General features: G+C 71.3%; 25 protein-coding genes. 16 read left to right on the forward strand and 9 right to left on the reverse strand.

Annotation, left to right across the window (positions count from 1 at the left end; all coding sequences use genetic code 11):
- The first annotated feature begins 119 nt into the window (after positions 1 to 119).
- Entirely contained in the window at positions 120 to 629 is a 510-nt protein-coding gene (locus AW274_RS07150; protein WP_062430298.1) for a hypothetical protein, read from the forward strand.
- On the opposite strand, the gene asnB is transcribed toward AW274_RS07150, so the two are convergent.
- Positions 613 to 2,451, reverse strand: coding sequence for an asparagine synthase (glutamine-hydrolyzing) (gene asnB / locus AW274_RS07155; protein WP_062430299.1), 1,839 nt, complete (start codon positions 2,449 to 2,451; stop codon positions 613 to 615). The genes AW274_RS07150 and asnB overlap by 17 nt on opposite strands.
- Positions 2,452 to 2,606: 155 nt before the next feature.
- On the opposite strand from asnB, the gene AW274_RS07160 reads away from it, so the two are divergent.
- Genes AW274_RS07160 through AW274_RS07170 form a run of 3 tightly spaced genes read left to right on the forward strand, consistent with a single transcriptional unit; the run spans position 2,607 to position 4,505 of the window.
- On the forward strand, positions 2,607 to 3,194 hold the full coding sequence (locus tag AW274_RS07160; protein ID WP_062430300.1) for a dihydrofolate reductase family protein: 588 nt from the start codon (positions 2,607 to 2,609) through the stop codon (positions 3,192 to 3,194).
- Positions 3,195 to 3,204: 10 nt separating this feature from the next.
- The gene (locus AW274_RS07165; RefSeq protein WP_062336711.1) at positions 3,205 to 3,558 is read left to right on the forward strand and encodes a BlaI/MecI/CopY family transcriptional regulator; all 354 of its coding nucleotides are present in this window, start codon (positions 3,205 to 3,207) and stop codon (positions 3,556 to 3,558) included.
- Complete coding sequence (locus AW274_RS07170) at positions 3,555 to 4,505, forward strand: M56 family metallopeptidase (RefSeq protein WP_062430301.1); 951 nt, start codon at positions 3,555 to 3,557, stop codon at positions 4,503 to 4,505. Before AW274_RS07165 ends, AW274_RS07170 begins: the two co-directional genes overlap by 4 nt.
- Here AW274_RS07170 and AW274_RS07175 read toward each other — a convergent pair.
- Both AW274_RS07175 and AW274_RS07180 read right to left on the reverse strand, forming a co-directional pair.
- A complete protein-coding gene (locus AW274_RS07175) occupies positions 4,477 to 5,007 on the reverse strand; it encodes a vitamin K epoxide reductase family protein (RefSeq protein ID WP_062430302.1) in 531 nt (176 codons plus the stop codon). The genes AW274_RS07170 and AW274_RS07175 overlap by 29 nt on opposite strands.
- Entirely contained in the window at positions 4,988 to 5,680 is a 693-nt protein-coding gene (locus AW274_RS07180) for a DsbA family protein (protein ID WP_083973920.1), read from the reverse strand. The genes AW274_RS07175 and AW274_RS07180 overlap by 20 nt, the downstream gene beginning before the upstream one ends.
- Positions 5,681 to 5,742: 62 nt before the next feature.
- On the opposite strand from AW274_RS07180, the gene AW274_RS07185 reads away from it, so the two are divergent.
- The 9 genes from AW274_RS07185 to AW274_RS07225 all read left to right on the forward strand — a co-directional run bounded on the left by AW274_RS07185 (position 5,743) and on the right by AW274_RS07225 (position 12,689).
- The gene (locus AW274_RS07185; protein WP_232320027.1) at positions 5,743 to 6,168 is read left to right on the forward strand and encodes a helix-turn-helix transcriptional regulator; all 426 of its coding nucleotides are present in this window, start codon (positions 5,743 to 5,745) and stop codon (positions 6,166 to 6,168) included.
- Between the two features lie 10 nt (positions 6,169 to 6,178).
- A complete protein-coding gene (locus AW274_RS07190; RefSeq protein ID WP_062430304.1) occupies positions 6,179 to 6,622 on the forward strand; it encodes a VOC family protein in 444 nt (147 codons plus the stop codon).
- Positions 6,623 to 6,656: 34 nt separating this feature from the next.
- Complete coding sequence (locus AW274_RS07195; RefSeq protein ID WP_062430305.1) at positions 6,657 to 7,253, forward strand: HNH endonuclease family protein; 597 nt, start codon at positions 6,657 to 6,659, stop codon at positions 7,251 to 7,253.
- 71 nt (positions 7,254 to 7,324) lie between these two features.
- On the forward strand, positions 7,325 to 8,071 hold the full coding sequence (locus AW274_RS07200; RefSeq protein ID WP_062430306.1) for a S1C family serine protease: 747 nt from the start codon (positions 7,325 to 7,327) through the stop codon (positions 8,069 to 8,071).
- Between the two features lie 16 nt (positions 8,072 to 8,087).
- Complete coding sequence (locus AW274_RS07205; RefSeq protein ID WP_062430307.1) at positions 8,088 to 9,080, forward strand: AAA family ATPase; 993 nt, start codon at positions 8,088 to 8,090, stop codon at positions 9,078 to 9,080.
- 3 nt (positions 9,081 to 9,083) lie between these two features.
- Positions 9,084 to 9,944 (forward strand): DUF58 domain-containing protein, encoded by an 861-nt coding sequence (locus AW274_RS07210; RefSeq protein ID WP_062430308.1) that lies wholly within the window; start codon positions 9,084 to 9,086, stop codon positions 9,942 to 9,944.
- Positions 9,941 to 10,903, forward strand: coding sequence for a VWA domain-containing protein (locus AW274_RS07215; protein ID WP_062430309.1), 963 nt, complete (start codon positions 9,941 to 9,943; stop codon positions 10,901 to 10,903). Before AW274_RS07210 ends, AW274_RS07215 begins: the two co-directional genes overlap by 4 nt.
- Positions 10,903 to 11,976: a VWA domain-containing protein gene (locus AW274_RS07220; RefSeq protein ID WP_062430310.1), complete on the forward strand. Its 1,074-nt coding sequence runs from the start codon at positions 10,903 to 10,905 to the stop codon at positions 11,974 to 11,976. The genes AW274_RS07215 and AW274_RS07220 overlap by 1 nt, the downstream gene beginning before the upstream one ends.
- Before the next feature lie 17 nt (positions 11,977 to 11,993).
- Positions 11,994 to 12,689 (forward strand): siderophore-interacting protein, encoded by a 696-nt coding sequence (locus tag AW274_RS07225; RefSeq protein WP_062430311.1) that lies wholly within the window; start codon positions 11,994 to 11,996, stop codon positions 12,687 to 12,689.
- Here AW274_RS07225 and AW274_RS07230 read toward each other — a convergent pair.
- The gene (locus tag AW274_RS07230; RefSeq protein ID WP_083973921.1) at positions 12,686 to 12,919 is read right to left on the reverse strand and encodes a DUF3040 domain-containing protein; all 234 of its coding nucleotides are present in this window, start codon (positions 12,917 to 12,919) and stop codon (positions 12,686 to 12,688) included. The genes AW274_RS07225 and AW274_RS07230 overlap by 4 nt on opposite strands.
- Before the next feature lie 57 nt (positions 12,920 to 12,976).
- Positions 12,977 to 13,585 (reverse strand): 2'-5' RNA ligase family protein, encoded by a 609-nt coding sequence (locus tag AW274_RS07235; protein WP_198169086.1) that lies wholly within the window; start codon positions 13,583 to 13,585, stop codon positions 12,977 to 12,979.
- Between the two features lie 83 nt (positions 13,586 to 13,668).
- Here AW274_RS07235 and AW274_RS07240 point away from each other — a divergent pair, with 83 nt between their 5' ends.
- The gene (locus AW274_RS07240) at positions 13,669 to 14,553 is read left to right on the forward strand and encodes an NmrA family NAD(P)-binding protein (RefSeq protein ID WP_062430314.1); all 885 of its coding nucleotides are present in this window, start codon (positions 13,669 to 13,671) and stop codon (positions 14,551 to 14,553) included.
- Positions 14,554 to 15,246, forward strand: a complete 693-nt coding sequence (locus AW274_RS07245) for a VOC family protein (RefSeq protein WP_062430315.1) — start codon at positions 14,554 to 14,556, stop codon at positions 15,244 to 15,246.
- Here the strand turns inward: AW274_RS07245 and AW274_RS07250 are convergent.
- The gene (locus tag AW274_RS07250) at positions 15,243 to 15,923 is read right to left on the reverse strand and encodes a CAP domain-containing protein (RefSeq protein WP_062430316.1); all 681 of its coding nucleotides are present in this window, start codon (positions 15,921 to 15,923) and stop codon (positions 15,243 to 15,245) included. The genes AW274_RS07245 and AW274_RS07250 overlap by 4 nt on opposite strands.
- A 77-nt stretch (positions 15,924 to 16,000) precedes the next feature.
- Between AW274_RS07250 and AW274_RS07255 the strand changes: the two genes are divergently transcribed.
- A complete protein-coding gene (locus AW274_RS07255) occupies positions 16,001 to 16,636 on the forward strand; it encodes a class I SAM-dependent methyltransferase (RefSeq protein ID WP_062430317.1) in 636 nt (211 codons plus the stop codon).
- Position 16,637: 1 nt separating this feature from the next.
- On the opposite strand, the gene AW274_RS07260 is transcribed toward AW274_RS07255, so the two are convergent.
- The 3 genes from AW274_RS07260 to AW274_RS07270 are packed head-to-tail and all read right to left on the reverse strand — an operon-like array spanning position 16,638 to position 18,187.
- Entirely contained in the window at positions 16,638 to 17,192 is a 555-nt protein-coding gene (locus AW274_RS07260) for a hemerythrin domain-containing protein (protein WP_062430318.1), read from the reverse strand.
- Between the two features lie 25 nt (positions 17,193 to 17,217).
- Complete coding sequence (locus AW274_RS07265; protein ID WP_062336657.1) at positions 17,218 to 17,634, reverse strand: CBS domain-containing protein; 417 nt, start codon at positions 17,632 to 17,634, stop codon at positions 17,218 to 17,220.
- Between the two features lie 34 nt (positions 17,635 to 17,668).
- Positions 17,669 to 18,187, reverse strand: coding sequence for a D-glycero-alpha-D-manno-heptose-1,7-bisphosphate 7-phosphatase (locus AW274_RS07270; protein WP_062430319.1), 519 nt, complete (start codon positions 18,185 to 18,187; stop codon positions 17,669 to 17,671).
- Positions 18,188 to 18,228: the final 41 nt, after the last annotated feature.

Raw genomic sequence — 18,228 nt, forward strand, 5'->3', positions numbered from 1 at the left:
GATTCCTAGTCTCCGCCCATGGTTTTGAGCGGGGTCATATTCCGTAAAGCTTCCCCCGATGCGCCTTACTTCCGCCAATTGGGTATATGGGCCGGAGGGCAGGGATATACGGGGGAGAAATGAGAAAAAGCATCGCCGCGCTGGCGGGCCTGTTGTTCGCGGCCGTGACACCGGCAGCCGCGCTGGCCGCGCCGGATCCGGGCTCGACGGGGGTCTCGATCCGGGTGCTGCCCCCAGAGGGCACGGTCGACCCGGAGAAGCCGGAGAAGCCCGTCGACCCGCCCGTGGAGGAACCGGAAAGGGAGGAACCGGACGGGCACCGCGGAAAGCCGATGACTCATCATGTCGACGACGGCCACCGGGGCGGCATAGACGGCATTCGCGGCAATGTCGACGGCCTGAATTATGAGCGCGACGCCGATTCGGCAATTCCGCGCGATTCCGACATCACGGGCGTTTCTCCGGAAAAGCCTGATTCCGGAGTCACCGGCGCGCGTCCCGAGGAGTTGCCGTTCACCGGAATGAACGGCGACGCCCTCCTGGTGCTCGCGCTCGCCGGCGCGGTGGCGTCGCTGGAGGGCGTCGCCCTGATCGTGCTGACCCGCCGCCGGTTCAGACGCTCACCTTGACCTCGTAGTCCTTCAGCCAGGCGTCGAGCTGGAGCAGCCGCTCCAGCGGGGGCCTGGGAAGCGGCTCGCCGTCGGCCCGGCTCACCATCTTGCGGGCGTCGACGAGGTCCATGACCTCCTGGCTCGGCAGGTAGTCGCCGGCCAGGAGCTCGCGGGCGGCGTCGCGGAGCGCGACGCCGTACGACGGGTCCTGGGTCGAGGGGTAGGGCGACTTGACCCGGCGCAGGATCGAGTCGGGCAGGATGTCCGCGCAGGCCGCGCGGAGCAGGCTCTTCTCCCGGCCGTCGAACGTCTTCATCGCCCACGGCGCGTTGAACACGTAGTTGACCAGACGGTGGTCGCAGAACGGCACCCGGACCTCCAGCCCGACGGCCATGCTCATGCGGTCCTTGCGGTCGAGCAGCATCTGCACGAACCGGGTCAGGTTGAAGTAGCTGATCTCGCGCATGCGCGCCTGCAGCCCGGTCTCGCCGGGGAGACGCGGCACCTCGGCCATCGAGTCGTGGTAGCTGTCGGCCTGGTAGCCGGGGATGTCGAGCAGCCGCAGCAGGTCCTGGTCGAGCAGGCCGAGATCCATGTGGCCCACGATGTCGCCGACGGCCAGCCACGGGAAGGTGTCGGCGTTGACGGCCACCGGGTCGTGGAACCACTGGTAGCCGCCGAACACCTCGTCGGCCGACTCGCCCGACAGGGCCACCGTCGAGTGGCTGCGGATCGCGCGGAACAGCAGGTAGAGCGAGGTGTCCATGTCGCCCATGCCGACCGGCAGGTCGCGGGCGCGAAGCACCGCCGCCCTGACGGCCGGGTCGATCAGGTCGGCCGAGTCGAGCACGATGTCGGTGTGGTCGGAGCCGACGTGCCTGACCAGGTCGTGGGCGTAGGGGCCGTCGGGCGTCGCGCGGGCGGCGTCGGGCTTGAAGTTCTCGGTGTAGCCGAGGAAGTCGACGGAGAACGAGCGCACCTTGCCCAGGCCCTGGGCCTTGAGGTCGTGCGCGGCCAGCGCGGTCACGGCGCTGGAGTCGAGCCCGCCCGACAGCAGGGTGCACAGCGGCACGTCGCTGATCAGCTGGCGGGCGACGATGTCGTCGAGCAGGCCCCGCACGTTCAGCACCGTCTCCGCCACGTCGTCGGTGTGCTCGTAGGCGGTCAGCTGCCAGTAGCGCCGCTTGGTGATCCCCTCGCGCCGGATCCTGACGATCTGGCCGGGACGGACCTCGTACATGCCCTTGAAGATCGCCATCTCGGGCGTCTTCACGAACGCGAGCATCTCGCGCAGCCCGTCGGCGTCGACGACCCGCTCGGCCATCGGGTTGGCCAGGATCGCCTTCGGCTCCGAGCCGAACAGCACCCCGTCGTGCGTCGGGTAGTAGTAGAGCGGCTTGATGCCCATCCGGTCGCGGACCAGGATCAGCTGCTCCTTGCGGGTGTCCCAGACGGCGAAAGCGAACATGCCGTTCAGGTGCTCGGCGAGGTCCTCGCCCCACTCCAGGTAGGCGTGCAGGAGGACTTCGGTGTCGCTGTACGTCCGGAAGGCGTGCCCCCGCGACACCAGTTCGTCGCGGAGCTCCTGGAAGTTGTAGACCTCACCGCTGTAGGTGAGCACCGCCAGCTCGCGCCCGTCGGCCTCGGCGATCATCGGCTGCCGTCCTCCGGCGAGGTCGATGATGGCGAGGCGGCGATGCCCGATCGCCGCATGCGGAGAGAGCCACAATCCTTCGTCGTCGGGCCCCCGGCAGCTCATCGTGTCGGTCATGGCCTGCGCGATGTCCCTGGCCCCCGTCAGGTCGCGCTCGTAGTCCACCCAGCCGGTGATTCCACACATGCTCCCGATCCCCCAATCGCTCGCACACCTGTGCCAACCCGCACCCGGGGGCTCGATATGCCCGGATAAAAGTTTTTTGGCGACCCGATGTCGAAACCACGGCAACCCGGACGACGCGTTGACGGAAGACCAAGAATCCGAAGGAGACACCAAAGATGGGCAAGGTCATCACCGGCGGCACGATGTCCCTCGACGGCTTCATCGCCGGACCCGGCGAGAGCGGCTTCGACCTGCTGTTCCAGTGGTACGGAAACGGCGACGTCGAGATCCCCGGCGCGAGCCCGAACGTGCCGCCGCTGCGGCTGTCGCAGGTCAGCGCCGACCTGCTGAAGGACGACTGGGGCAACGCCGGCGCGCTGGTCGTCGGCCGCCACCTCTACGACATGACCGACGCGTGGGGCGGCATCCACCCGATGGGCGTCCCGGTGGTCGTGCTGACGCACCGCGTGCCGGAGGAGCGGCCGAACTTCGTCTTCGTCGACCAGGGCATCGAGGCGGCCGTCGCGACGGCGAAGGAGATCGCCGGCGACAAGGACGTCGTGGTCAACGGCGGCCAGATGGCCCGCCAGGCGCTGGAGGCCGGCCTGATCGACGAGGTCGGCGTGGAGCTCGTCCCGGTGCTGCTCGGCGGCGGCACCCCGCTGTTCGCCGACCTCGGCATCGCGCCGGTCCAGTTCGACGGACCGGTCAAAGTGGTCCAGGGCGTCGGCGTCACCCACCTGCGCTACCGCGTCCGGCGTTAGCCTGGAGGGCATGGCACGGCTGGGCACTCTCGAGCGCTCGATCATGGACGCCCTGTGGGACCACCCCGACGGGGTCTTCGCCCACGACCTGGCGGCGAAGTTGCCGTCGCGACCGGCCACCACCACGGTCCTGACCGTGCTGGTGCGGCTGACCCACAAGGGCCTGGTCTCCCGCGAGCGGGTCGGCCGGGCCCACCTCTACCGGGCCGCCGTCGAGAAGGACGCCGTCGTCGCCGAGGCGATGCGGGCCGCGCTCGACGAGGCGGGCGACCTCGAAGGGGCCGTGCAGCGGTTCGTCGGCACGGTCTCCCCCGAGGTCGCCGCCGCCCTGCGCGAGGCCCTCGACGCGAGAGACTCCCGATGACGCCCTGGTTACTGTCGGCCCTGGTCGCGCTGCTGCCGATGAGCTTCGCGTCGCGGCTCGCGACGGCCGCCTGGACCTGGCGGCACCCTCGGGCGGCGCTGGTGCTCTGGCAGGCGATCGCCCTGTCGGCCGGGCTGGGCGTGATCACCGCCGGGCTGGTCGCGGCGGTCGCCCCGCTCGACGCCGTCTTCCCCCACGGCATGCACACCTTCGTCCGCCAGCTCGCGTGGGGGCACGGCCTCCACGGCCTGGGCTGGCCCGAGTTCGCCGCGCTGGCCTGGTCGGCCGGGGTGCTGCTCTGGCTGACGGCCCACACGGTCAGGGCCGCCGTGGTCGCGCTGGCCGAACGCCGCCGTCAGCGGCTGCTGGTCGACGTGGCCGCCGAGCACCTGCCCGACGTCGACGTGTACGTCCTCCCGAGCGCCCGCCGCCTCGCCTACTGCGTGCCGGGGGCGGGCGGCCGGGTGGTGCTCAGCCAGGGGGCCGTCGACGCGTTGTCGGCGGCCGAGCTCCAGGCCGTGCTGAAGCACGAGCGGGCCCACGCGAACGGCCGCCACGACCTGGTGCTGCTGCCGTTCGTGGCGCTCGCGAAGGCGTTCGCGTGGTTGCCGTTCGCGCGCACCGCCCGGCAGGCCGTCGCGGTGCTGCTGGAGATGATCGCCGACGACCACGCCCGCGACCCGATCCCGCTGGCCCGCGCCCTGGTGACGATGACGGCCCCGGCCCCCGCCGGGGGGCTGGGCGTCGCCGACGCCGGGGTGGTCGAGCGGGTCCGCCGCCTGCTGGCCCGGGGCCGGCAGGCGGTGTGGTGGGTGTCGGTGCTGGCCTACTCGTCGTCGGTGCTGGTGCTGAGCGGGCCGGTGGCGGTGCTGGTCGCGCCGTGGCTGGTGTGGGACTGCCACCCGTCGGCCGACCTGCTCACATGCGTACCTGACTCCAGAACCTGATCAGGATCAGGGCGATGATCAGCAGGTACCACCCGGTCACCATCAGGATCCGGTAGGGGCTGCGCGACCAGCCGTACACGAACATCGGGATCATGACCGCCCAGACCGCCATGCAATAGGGGCAGAGCGCGCCGATGACGTACAGGCTCTGGTAGATCAGCCAGTGTACGAACAGCGCCCCGAACAGCAGGCCGCCGCGCACCGCCCACCCGAACCACGACGGCAGCTCCGCGCCGGTCAGCAGCACCGCGCCGACGCAGGCCACGACGGCGAACCCGGCGATCCCGAGCAGCGGGTTCGGGAAGCCGAACACCTCGGCCTGGGCCGTCTTCATGATCGACCCGCACGACAGCAGCGGGTTGATGCTGCACGTCGGCACGTAGGACGGGTCCTTGAGCAGCGCGATCTTCTCGACCGTCAGGACGAACGCGGCGATCAACCCGATCAGGCCGCCGCCCAGCAGCCACCGCGCGGCGGCCCGGTCAGCCGGCCAGGGCCGCATCGAGCGCCGCCTCGAACGCCTGGACCGAATCGGGCTGGATCTTCTTCTCGTTGAGGAAGAAGGTCGGCGTGCCGCTCACGCCCAGGGCCTCGCCGTCGGCCTGGTCCTTGCGGATGCGCTCCAGCGTGGCCGGGTCGGCGTACACCCTGTCCCAGGCGGCCAGGTCGAGCTTGAGCTCCTGGGCGAAGGACCGGAACAGCGGATCGGCGGGCACCTGCCGCTCGCCCCACTGCTGCTGGGTCTCGAACATGCGCTTGTACATGTCCTCGAACCGGCCCTGCTGCGCCGCGGCCTCGACCGCACGGGCGGCGCGCTCGGCGTTGAAGTGGCTCGGGATCGGGAAATAGCGCGCCACGAACGTGACCCGGCCCTCGTACTTCTTCCGCAGCTCCTCGACGACCGGGAAGTAGGCCCGGCACGACTCGCACTCGAAGTCGAGGAACTCGACCAGCGTGGCCTTCCCGTCGGCCGCCTTCGACAACACGTGGCTGTCCTCGCGCACGTACCGGCCGTCGGCCGAGGCGGTCTGGTTCCGGTCGAACACCAGGAAAGCGGCGATGACCACGACGAACAGGCCGACCACTCCCACGGAGACCAGCCGCGCCCGGCGCCGGGCGGCGGCCTGCCGGTCCTTCTCCCGCATCGCCGTGACCTTGGTACGGACACTCCCCATGGCCCGCTCCCTTCACTGAACTTTTACCCAATGTAGAAGATGGCTTGTGAGAGCATCGTAAAGTGCGGCTCGAACAGTTGCGACAGGTCCGCCGGGCCAAAGACGCCATGGACCGCGACTGGGCCGCCCCGCTCGACCTCGACGCCGTCGCGGCCCACGCCGGTTACTCGCGCTACCACTTCGTCCGGCTCTTCCGGGCCGTCTACGACCTGACCCCCGGCCGCTACCTGAGCCGCCGCCGCATCGAACGCGCCGAGAACCTGCTGCGTACGGCCAACCTGTCGGTCACCGAGATCTGCGCCCTGGTCGGGTTCGCCAGCCTCGGCTCCTTCTCCACGGCGTTCAAGAAGGAGACCGGCCTGACGCCCGGCGAATACCGGTCGCGGCACGCCGGCACGGCGATGGTGCCCGGCTGCTACGCGCTGCTCTGGCACGGCGCCTTCAAGACCGCAATCCAGGAGAAGCCGGGGCCGCACCCCGCTGACTAGCCTCGACAGCATGATTAAGGGACTGTCCATCGCGAACGTCTGGGTGCTCGACCACGATCGGGCCAAGGCGTTCTACACCGAGAAACTGGGCCTGGAGGTCCGCTCCGACGTGGTCATGGGCGAGGGCGGCATGCGCTGGCTCACCGTCGGCGCGAAAGACCAGCCCGACGTCGAGATCACGCTCATGGTCCCCGGCCCGCCCGCCCTCGACCCCGAGTCGGCCGAGGCGCTGAAGACCCTGATCGCGAAGGGCGTCCTGGGCGCCGGGGTGTTCGGCACCGACGACATCCACGCCGACTACGCCGCCATGAAGGCGCGCGGCGTGGAGTTCCTGCAGGAGCCGGTCGAGCGCCCCTACGGCACCGAGGCCATCTTCCGCGACGACTCGGGCACGTGGTTCTCCTTCACCCAGCGCCGTGACCAGATCGAGCCGGAGCTCGGCTGGCCCTGCTGACTACGCAACGTAATCGCAGGGTATCGATCGGGTCATGACCGCCGCTCTCATGACCGTCCTGCTCGTCTCGACCTCCCTGCCCACCTCGGCTGGAACGCTCCCGGCCCGCACGGCGCTGGAGCGGCTGCACGTCCGGCCCGCCAGCGCCGCGGTGCTGGCCCGCTACGAGCGCTCGAAGTTCATGACCGGCTGGCGGCGGCCGGGCACCGGGGGCTGCGACACCCGCCAGACCGTGCTGATGCGCGACGACCGGTCGCCCGGCTCGGGCGGTTGCGGCGACGCGACCGGCCGCTGGCACAGCCCCTACGACGACCGCACCCTGACCGACTCGGCAGAGATCGACGTCGACCACGTCGTGCCGCTCGCCAACGCCTGGATCTCCGGGGCCTGGCGGTGGAGCCCGGCCCGCCGCCACGCCTTCGCCCACGACCTCACCCGGCCCGAGCTGGTCGTGGTGAGCGAGGCGGTCAACCTCGCCAAGGGCGGCCGCAGCCCGGCCAACTGGCGTCCGCCGGTGCGGGGCTACTGGTGCGCGTACGCCCGCGACTGGATCAGCGTGAAGGACCACTACGACCTGTCGGTCACGCCGAGGGAGAGGGCGGCCCTGCGCGTCATGCTCCACACGTGCTGACAAGTGGCCGCGCTCAAGGCCGTGAAAACACGTTAAGGAAGTTTTCAGGAGTCGGACGTACCGTCGATTCCATGACCAAAGGGCCGAAGTCATGGTTGCTCGTCGCGGCCGCCGTGGTCTGGGCCGTGGTGATCACCGTCATGGTCCTGGTCCGCGGCGGCGACGTGCCCGAAGCCGCCTCGCCAAGCCCGTCGCCCTCCCCCTCCGACACCCCCTTGTCCGCCGCCGAGGTCTACCAGACGCTCATCCCGTCGGTCGTCCGCATCGAGACCAAGCGTGACGGCTCCGACCACGCCAGCATGACCACCTCGGCCATCGGCACCGGCGTCATCGCCAACGCCGACGGCACCATCCTCACCGCCGCCCACGTGGTGGCGGGGGCCTCGTCCATCGAGGTCGCCTACACCGACGGCAGCCGGACCGCCGCCAAGGTCGCGGCCAGCGACGACGACAAGGACATCGCGACCCTGCTGCCCGAGAAACTCCCCGGCACGCTCGTGCCCGCCACGCTCGGCGGCGGCGCCCAGGTCGGCGACGACGTCGTCGCGATCGGCAACCCGCTCGGCCTCACCTTCAGCACCAGCGCCGGCGTCGTCTCCGGATTGGACCGCGAGGTCGCCGGCACCGAAGGGCACATCCAGTTCGACGCGACGGTCAACCCGGGCAGCTCCGGCGGCCCGCTCGTCAACGACCGAGGCCAGGTGATCGGCATCGTCGTCTCCCTCGCGAACCCCACCGACGCCGGCACGTTCATCGGGATCGGCTTCGCCATGCCCATCGGCTCCGCGATCGGCGACGGCCCCGCCCCGCCCCTGTGAGGAAGGACCCTCCCCCGTGAGTTGGAACGACCCCGAGACCGTCCCGTCGGGCCCGATCGAGAAGCTCCTGTACGAGGTCAAGAAGACCATCGTCGGCCAGGACGCCCTCCTGGAGCGCATGCTGGTGGCGCTGCTGGCGCGGGGGCACGTCCTCGTCGAGGGCGTGCCCGGCCTCGCCAAGACGCTGGCCGTGAAGTCGCTGGCCGAGGCGATGGGCGGCGACTTCCGGCGGGTGCAGTTCACCCCCGACCTGGTGCCCGCCGACATCGTCGGCACCCGCGTCTACCACCAGCCGAGCGGCGAGTTCCAGGTCCAGCTCGGGCCGGTGTTCACCAACCTGCTGCTCGCCGACGAGATCAACCGCGCCCCCGCGAAGGTGCAGAGCGCCCTGCTGGAGGTCATGCAGGAACGCCAGGTCACCATCGGCCGCGAGACCCACCGGGTGCCCAATCCGTTCCTGGTCATGGCGACCCAGAACCCGATCGAGAACGAGGGCGTCTATCCGCTGCCGGAGGCGCAGGTCGACCGGTTCATGATGAAGATCGTGGTCGGCTACCCGAGCACGACCGAGGAGTTCGTGGTCGTCGAACGGGCCCTCGCCCCCACGGCCGCCATCCAGAAGATCCTCGAACCCGAGAACCTGAAGGACCTCCAGCGGGAGGCCGACCAGGTCTACGTCGACCCGTCGCTGATCGAGTACTCCGTCCAGCTCGCCCACGCCAGCCGCGACCCGGCCCGCGTCGGTCAAGGCGACCTGGCCCGCTACGTCACCTACGGCGCGAGCCCCCGCGCGTCGATCAACCTGGTGCTCGCGGGCCGCGCGCTGGCCTACATCAGGGGACGGGAGTACGTCGTCCCGGAAGACCTCCTCGACCTGGCCCTCGACGTCTTCCGGCACCGGCTGGTGTTGTCGTACGAGGCCCTCTCGGACGACGTGACCGCCGACCTGATCCTGGCGAAGATCCTGGCGAACCTGCCGGTGCCGAGGCCCGCCGGCCGGGGACGCTGACCGATGGCCACCCCGCCCGACCGGCTGCTGCGCCGCCTGGAGTGGCGGCTGAGCAGACGGCTCGACGGCCGGTTGCAGGGCGCCTACCGCACGGTGTGGCGCGGCGCCGGCATCGACTTCACCGACCTGCGCGGCTACCTGCCCGAAGACGACGTGCGGCACATCGACTGGAACGTCACCGCGCGGCTCGACGAGCCCTTCGTGCGTCTCTACACCGAAGACCGCGAGATGACCGCCTGGCTGGTCGTCGACCGGTCGGCCTCGATGCGCGCCGGGAAGACCGCGGCCGCGACCGACCTGGCCGTCAGCATCGCGCGCGTCGTCTCCCGTGGCGGCAACAAGGTCGGGGCCATCCTGTACGACAACACCGAGCACCGCCTGATCCCCCCGCGCGGCGGCCGGGACCAGGTGCTGCGCCTGGCCAGAGATCTGATGCGGGAGACCGCGTTCGCGAAGGCCAGCACCGACCTGGCCGGCATGCTGCGGCTGGCCGCCGCGACGATCCGGCAGCGCAGCCTGGTCGTCGTCATGTCCGACTTCATCGGCGAGCCCGGCTGGGAGAAGCCGCTCGGCATGCTCACCCACCGCCACGAGGTGGTGGTGGTCCGCATCGTCGACCCCTCGGAGCTCGAACTGCCCGACCTCGGCCTCATCGTCGTCGAGGACGCCGAGACCGGCGAGCAGTTGCTCGTCGACTCCAGCGACCCGCTGCTGCGCGGCCGGCTGGCCGACCAGGTCGCGGCGCGGGAGGCCCAGCTGGCCGCCGCGATGCGGACGGCGGGGGTCGACGCCCACCGCGTCACGACCGACCACGACCTGGTGGCCACCCTCCTCGGGCTGGTCAACGGACGGAGGGCCCGGTGACCTTCGACCAACCGCTCATGCTGGCGCTCGGCGTGCTGCTCACGATCGGCGCGGTGGCGGCGTACGTCGCGATCCAGCGACGGCGCACCGCCACCCTCGCGGCGGCCGGTTTCGCCGGTCTGGCCGGGGGCGGCCTGCGCCGGCATCTCCCGTACGCCCTCCTCCTCGCCGCCCTGCCGATCCTGCTGACCGGGCTGGCCCGCCCGCAGGCCGAGGTCAGCGTGCCGCGCATCTCCGGCACCGTGCTGCTGGCCTTCGACGTCTCCAACAGCATGAAGGCCGACGACGTGCGGCCCTCCCGGCTGGCCGCCGCGCAGGCCGCCGCCAAGGAGTTCGTCGACCGGCAACCCTCGTCGGTGGACGTCGGGGTCATCGTCTTCGGCGACCAGGCGCTGCTCACCCAGGCCCCGACCGACGACCGGGGCGCGGCGCTGGCCGCGATCGGCCGGGCGGCGGCGAGCGGCGGCACCTCGCTCGGCCGGGCCATCCTCGTCGGCCTCGGCGCCGTCACCGGCAAGCCGGTCGCCCTGCCCGAGGAGGGACAGCAGCCGCAGAGCCTCGGCTACTTCCCCGAGGCGACCATCGTGGTCTTCTCCGACGGCCAGGAGACCGGCGGCCCCGACGTCGCGGCGGCGGCCGAACTCGCGGCCGCGTCGGGGGTGCGGGTGCAGACCGTCGGCGTCGGCACGGCCCGGGGCTCGACCGTCGAGGTCGACGGCTTCCGCCTGGCCACCGCGCTCGACGCGGAGCTGCTGTCCTCCGTCGCGGAGGTCACCGGCGGGAAGTACCACGAGGCCGCCGACGCGCAGGCGCTGGCCGCCTCGGCCGACGCCATCGACCTGCGGCTCACCATGAAGAAAGAGCCCCTAGAGCTGACCGCTCCGTTCGCCGGGGCCGGGCTGCTGCTGCTCACCCTGGGCGGCCTGCTCGGCACCCGCTGGCACGGGAGGATCGTCTGATGTCGCTCAGCTGGCCGCTGGCCCTGCTCGCGCTGCTGGTCGTGCCGTTACTGCTGCTGGCGCGCTGGTTCTTCGACCGCCGCCGCAAACGCTCCGCGATCGTCGTCTCCAGCGTCGGGCTGATCCGGGCGGCGATCCCCGGCCGCAGCGCGTGGCGGCGGCGGATCCCGGTCGCGCTGTTCCTCGTCGGCCTGCTGCTGATCGGCTTCAGCCTCACCCGCCCGCAGGCCACGGTCTCGGTCCCGGCCGACAACACCTCGATCATCCTGGCCATGGACGCGTCGGGCTCGATGTGCTCGACCGACGTCGAACCCAACCGCCTGACGGCCGCCATCGAGGCCGCCCGCGCGTTCGTCGAGCAGAGCGACGACGGCACCCGGATCGGCCTGGTCGCCTTCGCCGGCATCGCCGGCCTGCTCGTCCCGCCGACCACCGACAAAGACCAGCTGCTGGAGGCCATCGACGGCCTGCGCACCTCGCGGGGCACCGCGATCGGCCAGGCGATCCTCACCTCGATCGACACGATCGCCGAGTACAACCCCGACGTCGCCGAGACCGGCGTCGACCTGAGCGCCCCGGCGGCCGGGCAGACCGGCTTCGAGCCCGACACGATCGTGGTGCTCACCGACGGCTCCAACACCACCGGCGTCGAGCCGCTCACCGCCGCGGAACAGGCCGCCGCCCGCCGCCTGCGGGTCTTCACGATCGGCTTCGGCACGACCGAACCGGCCGCCATGGTGTGCACCGCCGACCAGGTGAGCGGCGACAACTGGCGCGGCGGCGGCGGGGGCTTCGGCCGCTGGGGCGACGACAGCGGCCTGCGCCGCCGGATCATGCAGATCGACGAGGCGACCCTCACCCAGGTGGCCGACACCACCGGCGGCAAGTACTTCCGCGCCGAGGACGCCGGGCAGCTCACCGACGTGCTGACCGACCTGCCCAGCGAGATCGGCCTGCACGAGGCCGAACGCGAGACGACGGTCTGGTTCGTGCTGGCGGGCACGCTGCTGACGTTCGCCGGAGTGGGCCTGTCGATGTGGTGGAACCGGGGGCGCCAACTCGTGGCGCGGTGACGCTAGAGTCGGGCGCCATGGCACGGATCACCGAACGGCTCGCCGACCTCGCCAGCGGCGCCTTCCTCACCCAGGCGGTCGTCACCGCCAAGACGCCGTTGTCGGCGCACTTCGTGCGGGTCGAACTCCGATCAGACCGCTTCCGGACCGCCTCGTGGACGCCCGGCTGCAAGGTCCAGCTGCGCACCGACCGCGGCACCATGACGATGCGCACCTACACCCCGTTCGCGTGGGACCCCGCCGAGGGCGCCGTCTCGCTGGTCGCCTACCTGCACGGCACCGGCCCGGCCGCCCGCTGGTTCGACCGGGTGAAGCCGGGCGACCCGTGTGAACTGCTCGGCCCGCGCCGCTCGATCGACCTGACCGCCGCCGCGTCGCCGCTCGTCTTCGTCGGCGACGAGACCAGCGTCGGCCTGGCCGCCGTGCTCGGGCAGACCCGCCCCGACGGCGTCACCTACCTGCTGGAGGCCGCCGACCCAGCCGAGTACACCGACGTGCTGGCCGCGCTCGGGGTGACCGCGACGGTCGTGGCGAAGACCGCCGACCGGCACGACCTGCTCGCCGCCGCCCGGCCCGACGGATATGACCTGGTCGTCACCGGCGACGCCGCGACCGTCGGCCCGGTCAGGCGCGCGGCCCGCGACTGGACGCCCGCCCCGGGCAAGGTCGTCGGCAAGGCGTACTGGGCGGAGGGGCGCGCCGGGCTCGACTAGGTGTTGATGACGGCCAGCACGAGCACGGCCACCATGATCCCCGTCATGACCCCGGCCAGCACCAGCAGCGTCGTCTTCTTCACCGTGCCCGGCCAGGCGAGCCGGTTCTGGCTCCGATGGGCGCAGGCGGTGTTCATGCGGTCGATCCGGGTGGCGAAGGCCCGGTCGTTCGTGCGCAACGAGTGTTCGATCTCCGTCAGGATGCGCTGTTCAGCCGCCGACATTCCCATGGGCGTGATCCTTCTCGAGGGGCAATCGCATGCCCTGCTACCCCGGAAGGACCGCTTTTACACGGCGGCGTGCTCGGCCCATTCGTACATGCGCTGGTCGCGGTGGATCACGATCAGGTCGGCCTTCTCGATTCGCGCCCGCGCCGGGGGCGCCTCGATCAGCGCGAGCGCCGAGGCGACGGCCGCATAGGCGACCGGCGCGTTGCTGTAGGCGATCGAGACGTGCGGGACGAAGCCCGCCTCGCGGCCCGGCACCAGCGGCCACACCTCGGCCATCGCCTGCCGGATCGCCAGCCGCACCGCCACGACGGGCCCGACCGGCACCGGATCCCAGCGCACCGCCTCCCGGGTGATCACCGGCCGGACCAGTTCGAGGTCGAACGGGGGCAGCACCGACAGCCTGCGCTTGGCCGCCTCGACCATCAGCCGCACCTGCTCGTCGGTGACCTCGTCGACGAACCCGACCTGCTGCATGGTCAGGTGCAACGACGCGTCGGGCACCAGGTCGAGCTCCGTCAGCCCGGCCAGCCCCTGCCGGTAGACGGCCGCGAGGCGGTGGACGTCGGGGTCGTCGCGGAAGGTGAGATGCCAGGCGTACCCCCGCCGCCCCACCCGCCAGCCGGGCCGCCACCACCAGTGGTCGGCCATCCGCTCTTCATCGCTCACGCCGTCCAGTGTCGACCCTCGGTGATCAAACGGCCACCATGGGTCGTCCCGCATAGCGCTTAGTGTGAGAGCAGGAGGCGGTGATGAACGACAACCCGATCCTGGTCACCGGCGCGACCGGCAAGACGGGCGCCCAGGTGGTCGGCGACCTGCTCGACAGGGGCCGGCGCGTATGCGCCATGGTCCACCGCGAAGACGACCGCTCGGCCTGGCTGGCGAAACAGGGCGCCGAGATCGTCAGCGGCGACCTGCTCGACATCGACGCCGTCGCCCGAGCCCTGACCGGCGTGCGCCGCGCCTACTTCGTCTACCCGATCCGCCCCGGCCTCGTCGAGGCGACCACCGCCTTCGCCCAGGCGGGCGCGGAGACGGGCCTCGACGTGGTCGTCAACATGTCCCAGATCTCGGCCCGCCGCACCGCCAAGAGCGACGCCGCCCGCCAGCACTGGCTCTCCGAGCGCGTCTTCGACTGGGCCCCGGCGGGCGCCGTCCACCTGCGCCCGACCTTCTTCGCCGAGTGGCTGCCGGTGAACTGGCGCTTCATCGACGGTTCCGGCGTGCTGCCCCTGCCCTTCGGCGAGGGCCGGCACGCCCCGATCGCGGCCGGCGACCAGGCCCGCGTGATCGCCGCCATCCTGGTGGCCCCCGACGACCACGTCGGCCACACGTATCCGCTCTACGGCCCGGTCGAGCTGAACCACCACGAGATCGCCGCGGCGATGTCGAGGGAACTCGGCATCCCGGTCCGCTACGACCCGATCGAGATCGACGCCTTCGCCGAGGCGCTACGCAAGGCCGGCAGCCCGGAACACCTGATCCAGCACCTGTCGGAGGTGGCCGTCGACTACCGCAACGGCGTCTTCGCCGGCACCGACGACGTGATCGAGCGCATCACCGGCCGCAAACCCCAAACCGTCGAACAGTACGTCAGAACCAACCGCGACCTGTTCGCGGGAGCGGCCGCGTAGATGCGACCTGTTCAGGTGAACATCAAGGCTCTCGACGCCTCGGCCGTCGGCCGGTTCTGGGCCGAGGCGCTCGGGTGGAGTGCCTACAGTCCCGGTGTGACCACCTATGTCGGGCCTCCAGGCGGGCTCGTCTGGCCCGACCCGGTGTTCGTCGGCGTCGACGTCGTGCCCGTGCCCGAGGGCAAGCCGGCGGTGAAGAACCGGGTGCACCTCGATCTCAACCCCACCTCCGTCGGGCGGCTGCTGGAGCTCGGCGCGACGCCCGTCGACATCGGGCAGGGGGAGGTGCCGTGGACGGTGCTCGCCGACCCCGAAGGCAACGAGTTCTGCGTGCTGGAGCCGAGGGAGGTCTACCGCGATACCGGGCCCATCGCGGCGATCGTCGTCGACTGCGTCGATCCGCGGGCCATGGCGCGGTTCTGGGGGGCGGCGCTCGACTGGAAGCTCCTTCACGTGACCGACGACCACGCCGGGTTCCGGTCGGCCGGGGGCCCCTTCCTCGACTTCTCCCGGTCGCCCGGGGTGAAGACCGTGCCCGATCGGGTGCATCTCGATCTGCTGCCCGGTCGCGAGGGCGAGGTGGCGCGGGTGCGGGCGCTGGGCGCCCTCGATCTCGACCTCGGTCAGGGCGAGGTCGAGTGGTCGTGCCTGACCGATCCCGAAGGGCACGAGTTCTGCGTGTTGCGTCCCTAGCCGCAGCGGCCGAACATCTGCACGTACGTCATGGCCGGGGTCGCCGACACCGACGGGTCGGCGCTGCCGTAGGCCGCGCGGGTGTACATCTCGGTGTAGCCGGGGGTCAGGATCGTCGCGCGGTGCGGGGGGCTGCCCATCCACCAGGTCACGGCGGCGCGGGGGGTGACGGAGGCGCGGCCCCAGCCGAGGTAGGCGTTCTCGCCGACCGCCCACGACGTGCCGCTGCGGCAGTAGCCCGCCGCCTTCGCGCGGGCCGCCGGGTCGGTGCCGGTCTCGGGGTTGATGTGGACGTCGCAGCGGGCCGGATCCGACTTGAGCGGCGTGCAGTTGCCCACCTGGGCGACCGTGCCCCACCAGCGGATCCGGACGGCGGCGGCGACCTCCTTGGAGGTGGCGGCGCGCAGCGGCACCTGCCGGCCGCCGAGGCCGACGTACCGCTTCAGCGGCTGGAGAGCCCGGGCGGTGCGTTCGGCGTTGACCAGGCAGAGCACCGACTGTTCGATCTTGCTGCCCTGCATGAGGTGGTCGTAGCGGCCGCGGGCGGTGTCGGGGAAGGCGGACTTCTCGCGGTAGACGAGGTCGGCGTCGGCGCAGGGGGCCGACGTGGTCGCCGACGCGGGGGCGGCGGGAAAAGCGAGCGCGGCTACCGCGCCGAGGACGAGCAGGCTTCTCATGGTGCGAGCGTGCGCCGACGTCCTTGCCGTCGGCTTGAGTACGCCTTTACTCAATCGGGCTGGGCTAGCCTCTGGCTGTGCTCGACTGGGATCACAACGCCTACTACCACCGGCTCCTGCTCGGCCACCTGCCGCCGGAGCCCGCGCGGGTGCTCGACGTCGGCTGCGGCTCCGGCGCCTTCGCCGCCGAACTGGCCGCCCGTGCCGCGCACGTCGATGCCCTCGACCGCGCCCCCGAGATGATCGAGGAGGCCGCCGCGCGCGGCCTCGGCAACGTCTCCTGGGTGCTCGGCGACGTCCTGACCGACCCGCTGCCGGGCGACGGCTACGACGCGGTCTTCTCGATCTGCGCCCTGCACCACATGTCGCTGCGCGAGGTGCTGCCGATCCTGGCGGCGGCCCTGCGGCCCGGCGGGGTGCTGGCGGCGATCGCGCTGCCCCGGCTCGACCTGCTCAGGGAGCCGCACCTCGAACTCGCCGCGGCGGCCGGGCACCGGGCCCTCGGGGCGGCGTACCTGACGAGACGGCTGCTGAACGGCGGCGGCGGGTTCTTCGCCAAGGACGCGGCGCACGACGCCATGCCCATGGTGCTGAACCCGCCGCTGACCACCCGGGAGGTCGCCCGTGAGGCCGCCGCGCTGCTGCCCGGGGTGCGGGTGCGGCGGCTGGTCTTCTGGCGCTACCTCCTGACCTGGGAGAAGCCGACCGGCTGACTCACTCGCCGAGTGCGGCCAGGAGTTCGTCTTTGGTCATCGAGCTGTAGCCCTCGACGTTCTTCTCCTTGGCCTGTTCGAGCAGTTCCTCCTTGGTCCGGCCGCGCGGCTTCGGCGGCTTGGCCAGTTCGTCGGCCTTGGCCTGGCTGAACACGCGGCCCAGCCGGACCAGCTTGTCGCCGGGCACGACCTTGGCGAGGACGGGGAGGATGTCGCTCTCCTCCTCCTCGACGTGGTGCTTGACGGCCTTCTCCATCTGCTCCAGAACCGAGGTGAACTCCGCCTTGTCGGGGTCGGCCGCCATCAGCGCGGCCAGCAGTTCCTCGGCCTCGTGATGCTCTTCGGTGCCGTGGTGCACCTCGCCCCGTTCGCTCGGCGCGGCCTTGGCCAGCGCGGAGTAGACGTGGACCTCCTCGGCGCGGGCGTGCGCGACGAACTTGGCGGCCAGTTCGGCCACCAGGGCGGGGCGGTTCTCCCGCTCGGTCTTCAGCTTCTCGAAGAGCTGCTCGACGTCGCGGTGGTCGGCCATGATCAGGTCGATGACGGTCTGGCTCATCTCGTCTCCAGAAGTTCGAAGAGGGTCAGTCGGTGGTGAGGGCGTCCATCAGGTCGCCGACGGTCGCGTCGGGCACGGCGCGGGCGACGTCGGCCAGGGCGACCATGCCCACCAGGGTGTGCCCGTCGATCACGGGCAGCCGGCGGACCTTGTGGGAGCCCATCGTGCGCAGGACCTCGCGGGCGTCGTCGTCGGCGCCGATGGTGACGACCTCGGCGCCGCCCAGCTCACCGGCCAGGCACGACTTCGGGTCGCGGCCCTGGGCGATGACCTTCACGACGATGTCGCGGTCGGTCAGCATGCCCTGGAGCCGGTTGTCCTCGCCGCAGATCGGCAGCGAGCCCACGTCGAGGCTGAGCATCTTCTCGGCCGCCTCGGCGATGGTCTGATCGGAGTTCACGCACTCCGCGTTCGGGGTCATGATCTCACGTGCGGTGGTCATGGCCTCTCCTTCCGTCACGACCCCGCTGCCCCGCTCACGGCGGTTGAAAAGCCAGCGCCGCCTCGACCGCCTCCAGAAGGTCGGCGGCGACCCGTTCGGCCGCCCTGATCTCGCCGATCTTCGTGACGGCCGTGGGCACCAGGATGCCCCGCGCCCCGGCGGCCCGTGCGGCCTCCATGTCGCGGCCGATGTCGCCGATGACCACGCACTCGGCGGGCGGCACCCCCAGCCGCCGCGCGGCCGACAGGACCATGCCCGGCGCCGGTTTCCGGCAGGGGCAACCGTCGTCCTCGCCGTGGACGCAGACCTCCCACACGTCGAAGGGGCCGAGGAGCTCCTCCACCCGGTCGTTGACTTCCGAGAGTTCACGGAGAGTGATGAGGCCCCGGGCCACCCCCGACTGGTTGGTGATCACTCCGATCGGCACCCCCGCCGCCCGCAGGCGATCGAGGGCGGCCCGCGCGCCGGGCATCGGGAGCACACGTTTGGCGTCGTTGTTGTAGGGGAGGTCGACAATCAGGGTCCCATCCCGGTCGAACAGAATCGCGCGCATGATCTCGCGCTACCCGTGACTCCGGCCGGAGATGTCAACGC

The organism is Herbidospora daliensis, assembly GCF_001570585.1.
GTDB classification, from domain to species: domain Bacteria; phylum Actinomycetota; class Actinomycetes; order Streptosporangiales; family Streptosporangiaceae; genus Herbidospora; species Herbidospora daliensis.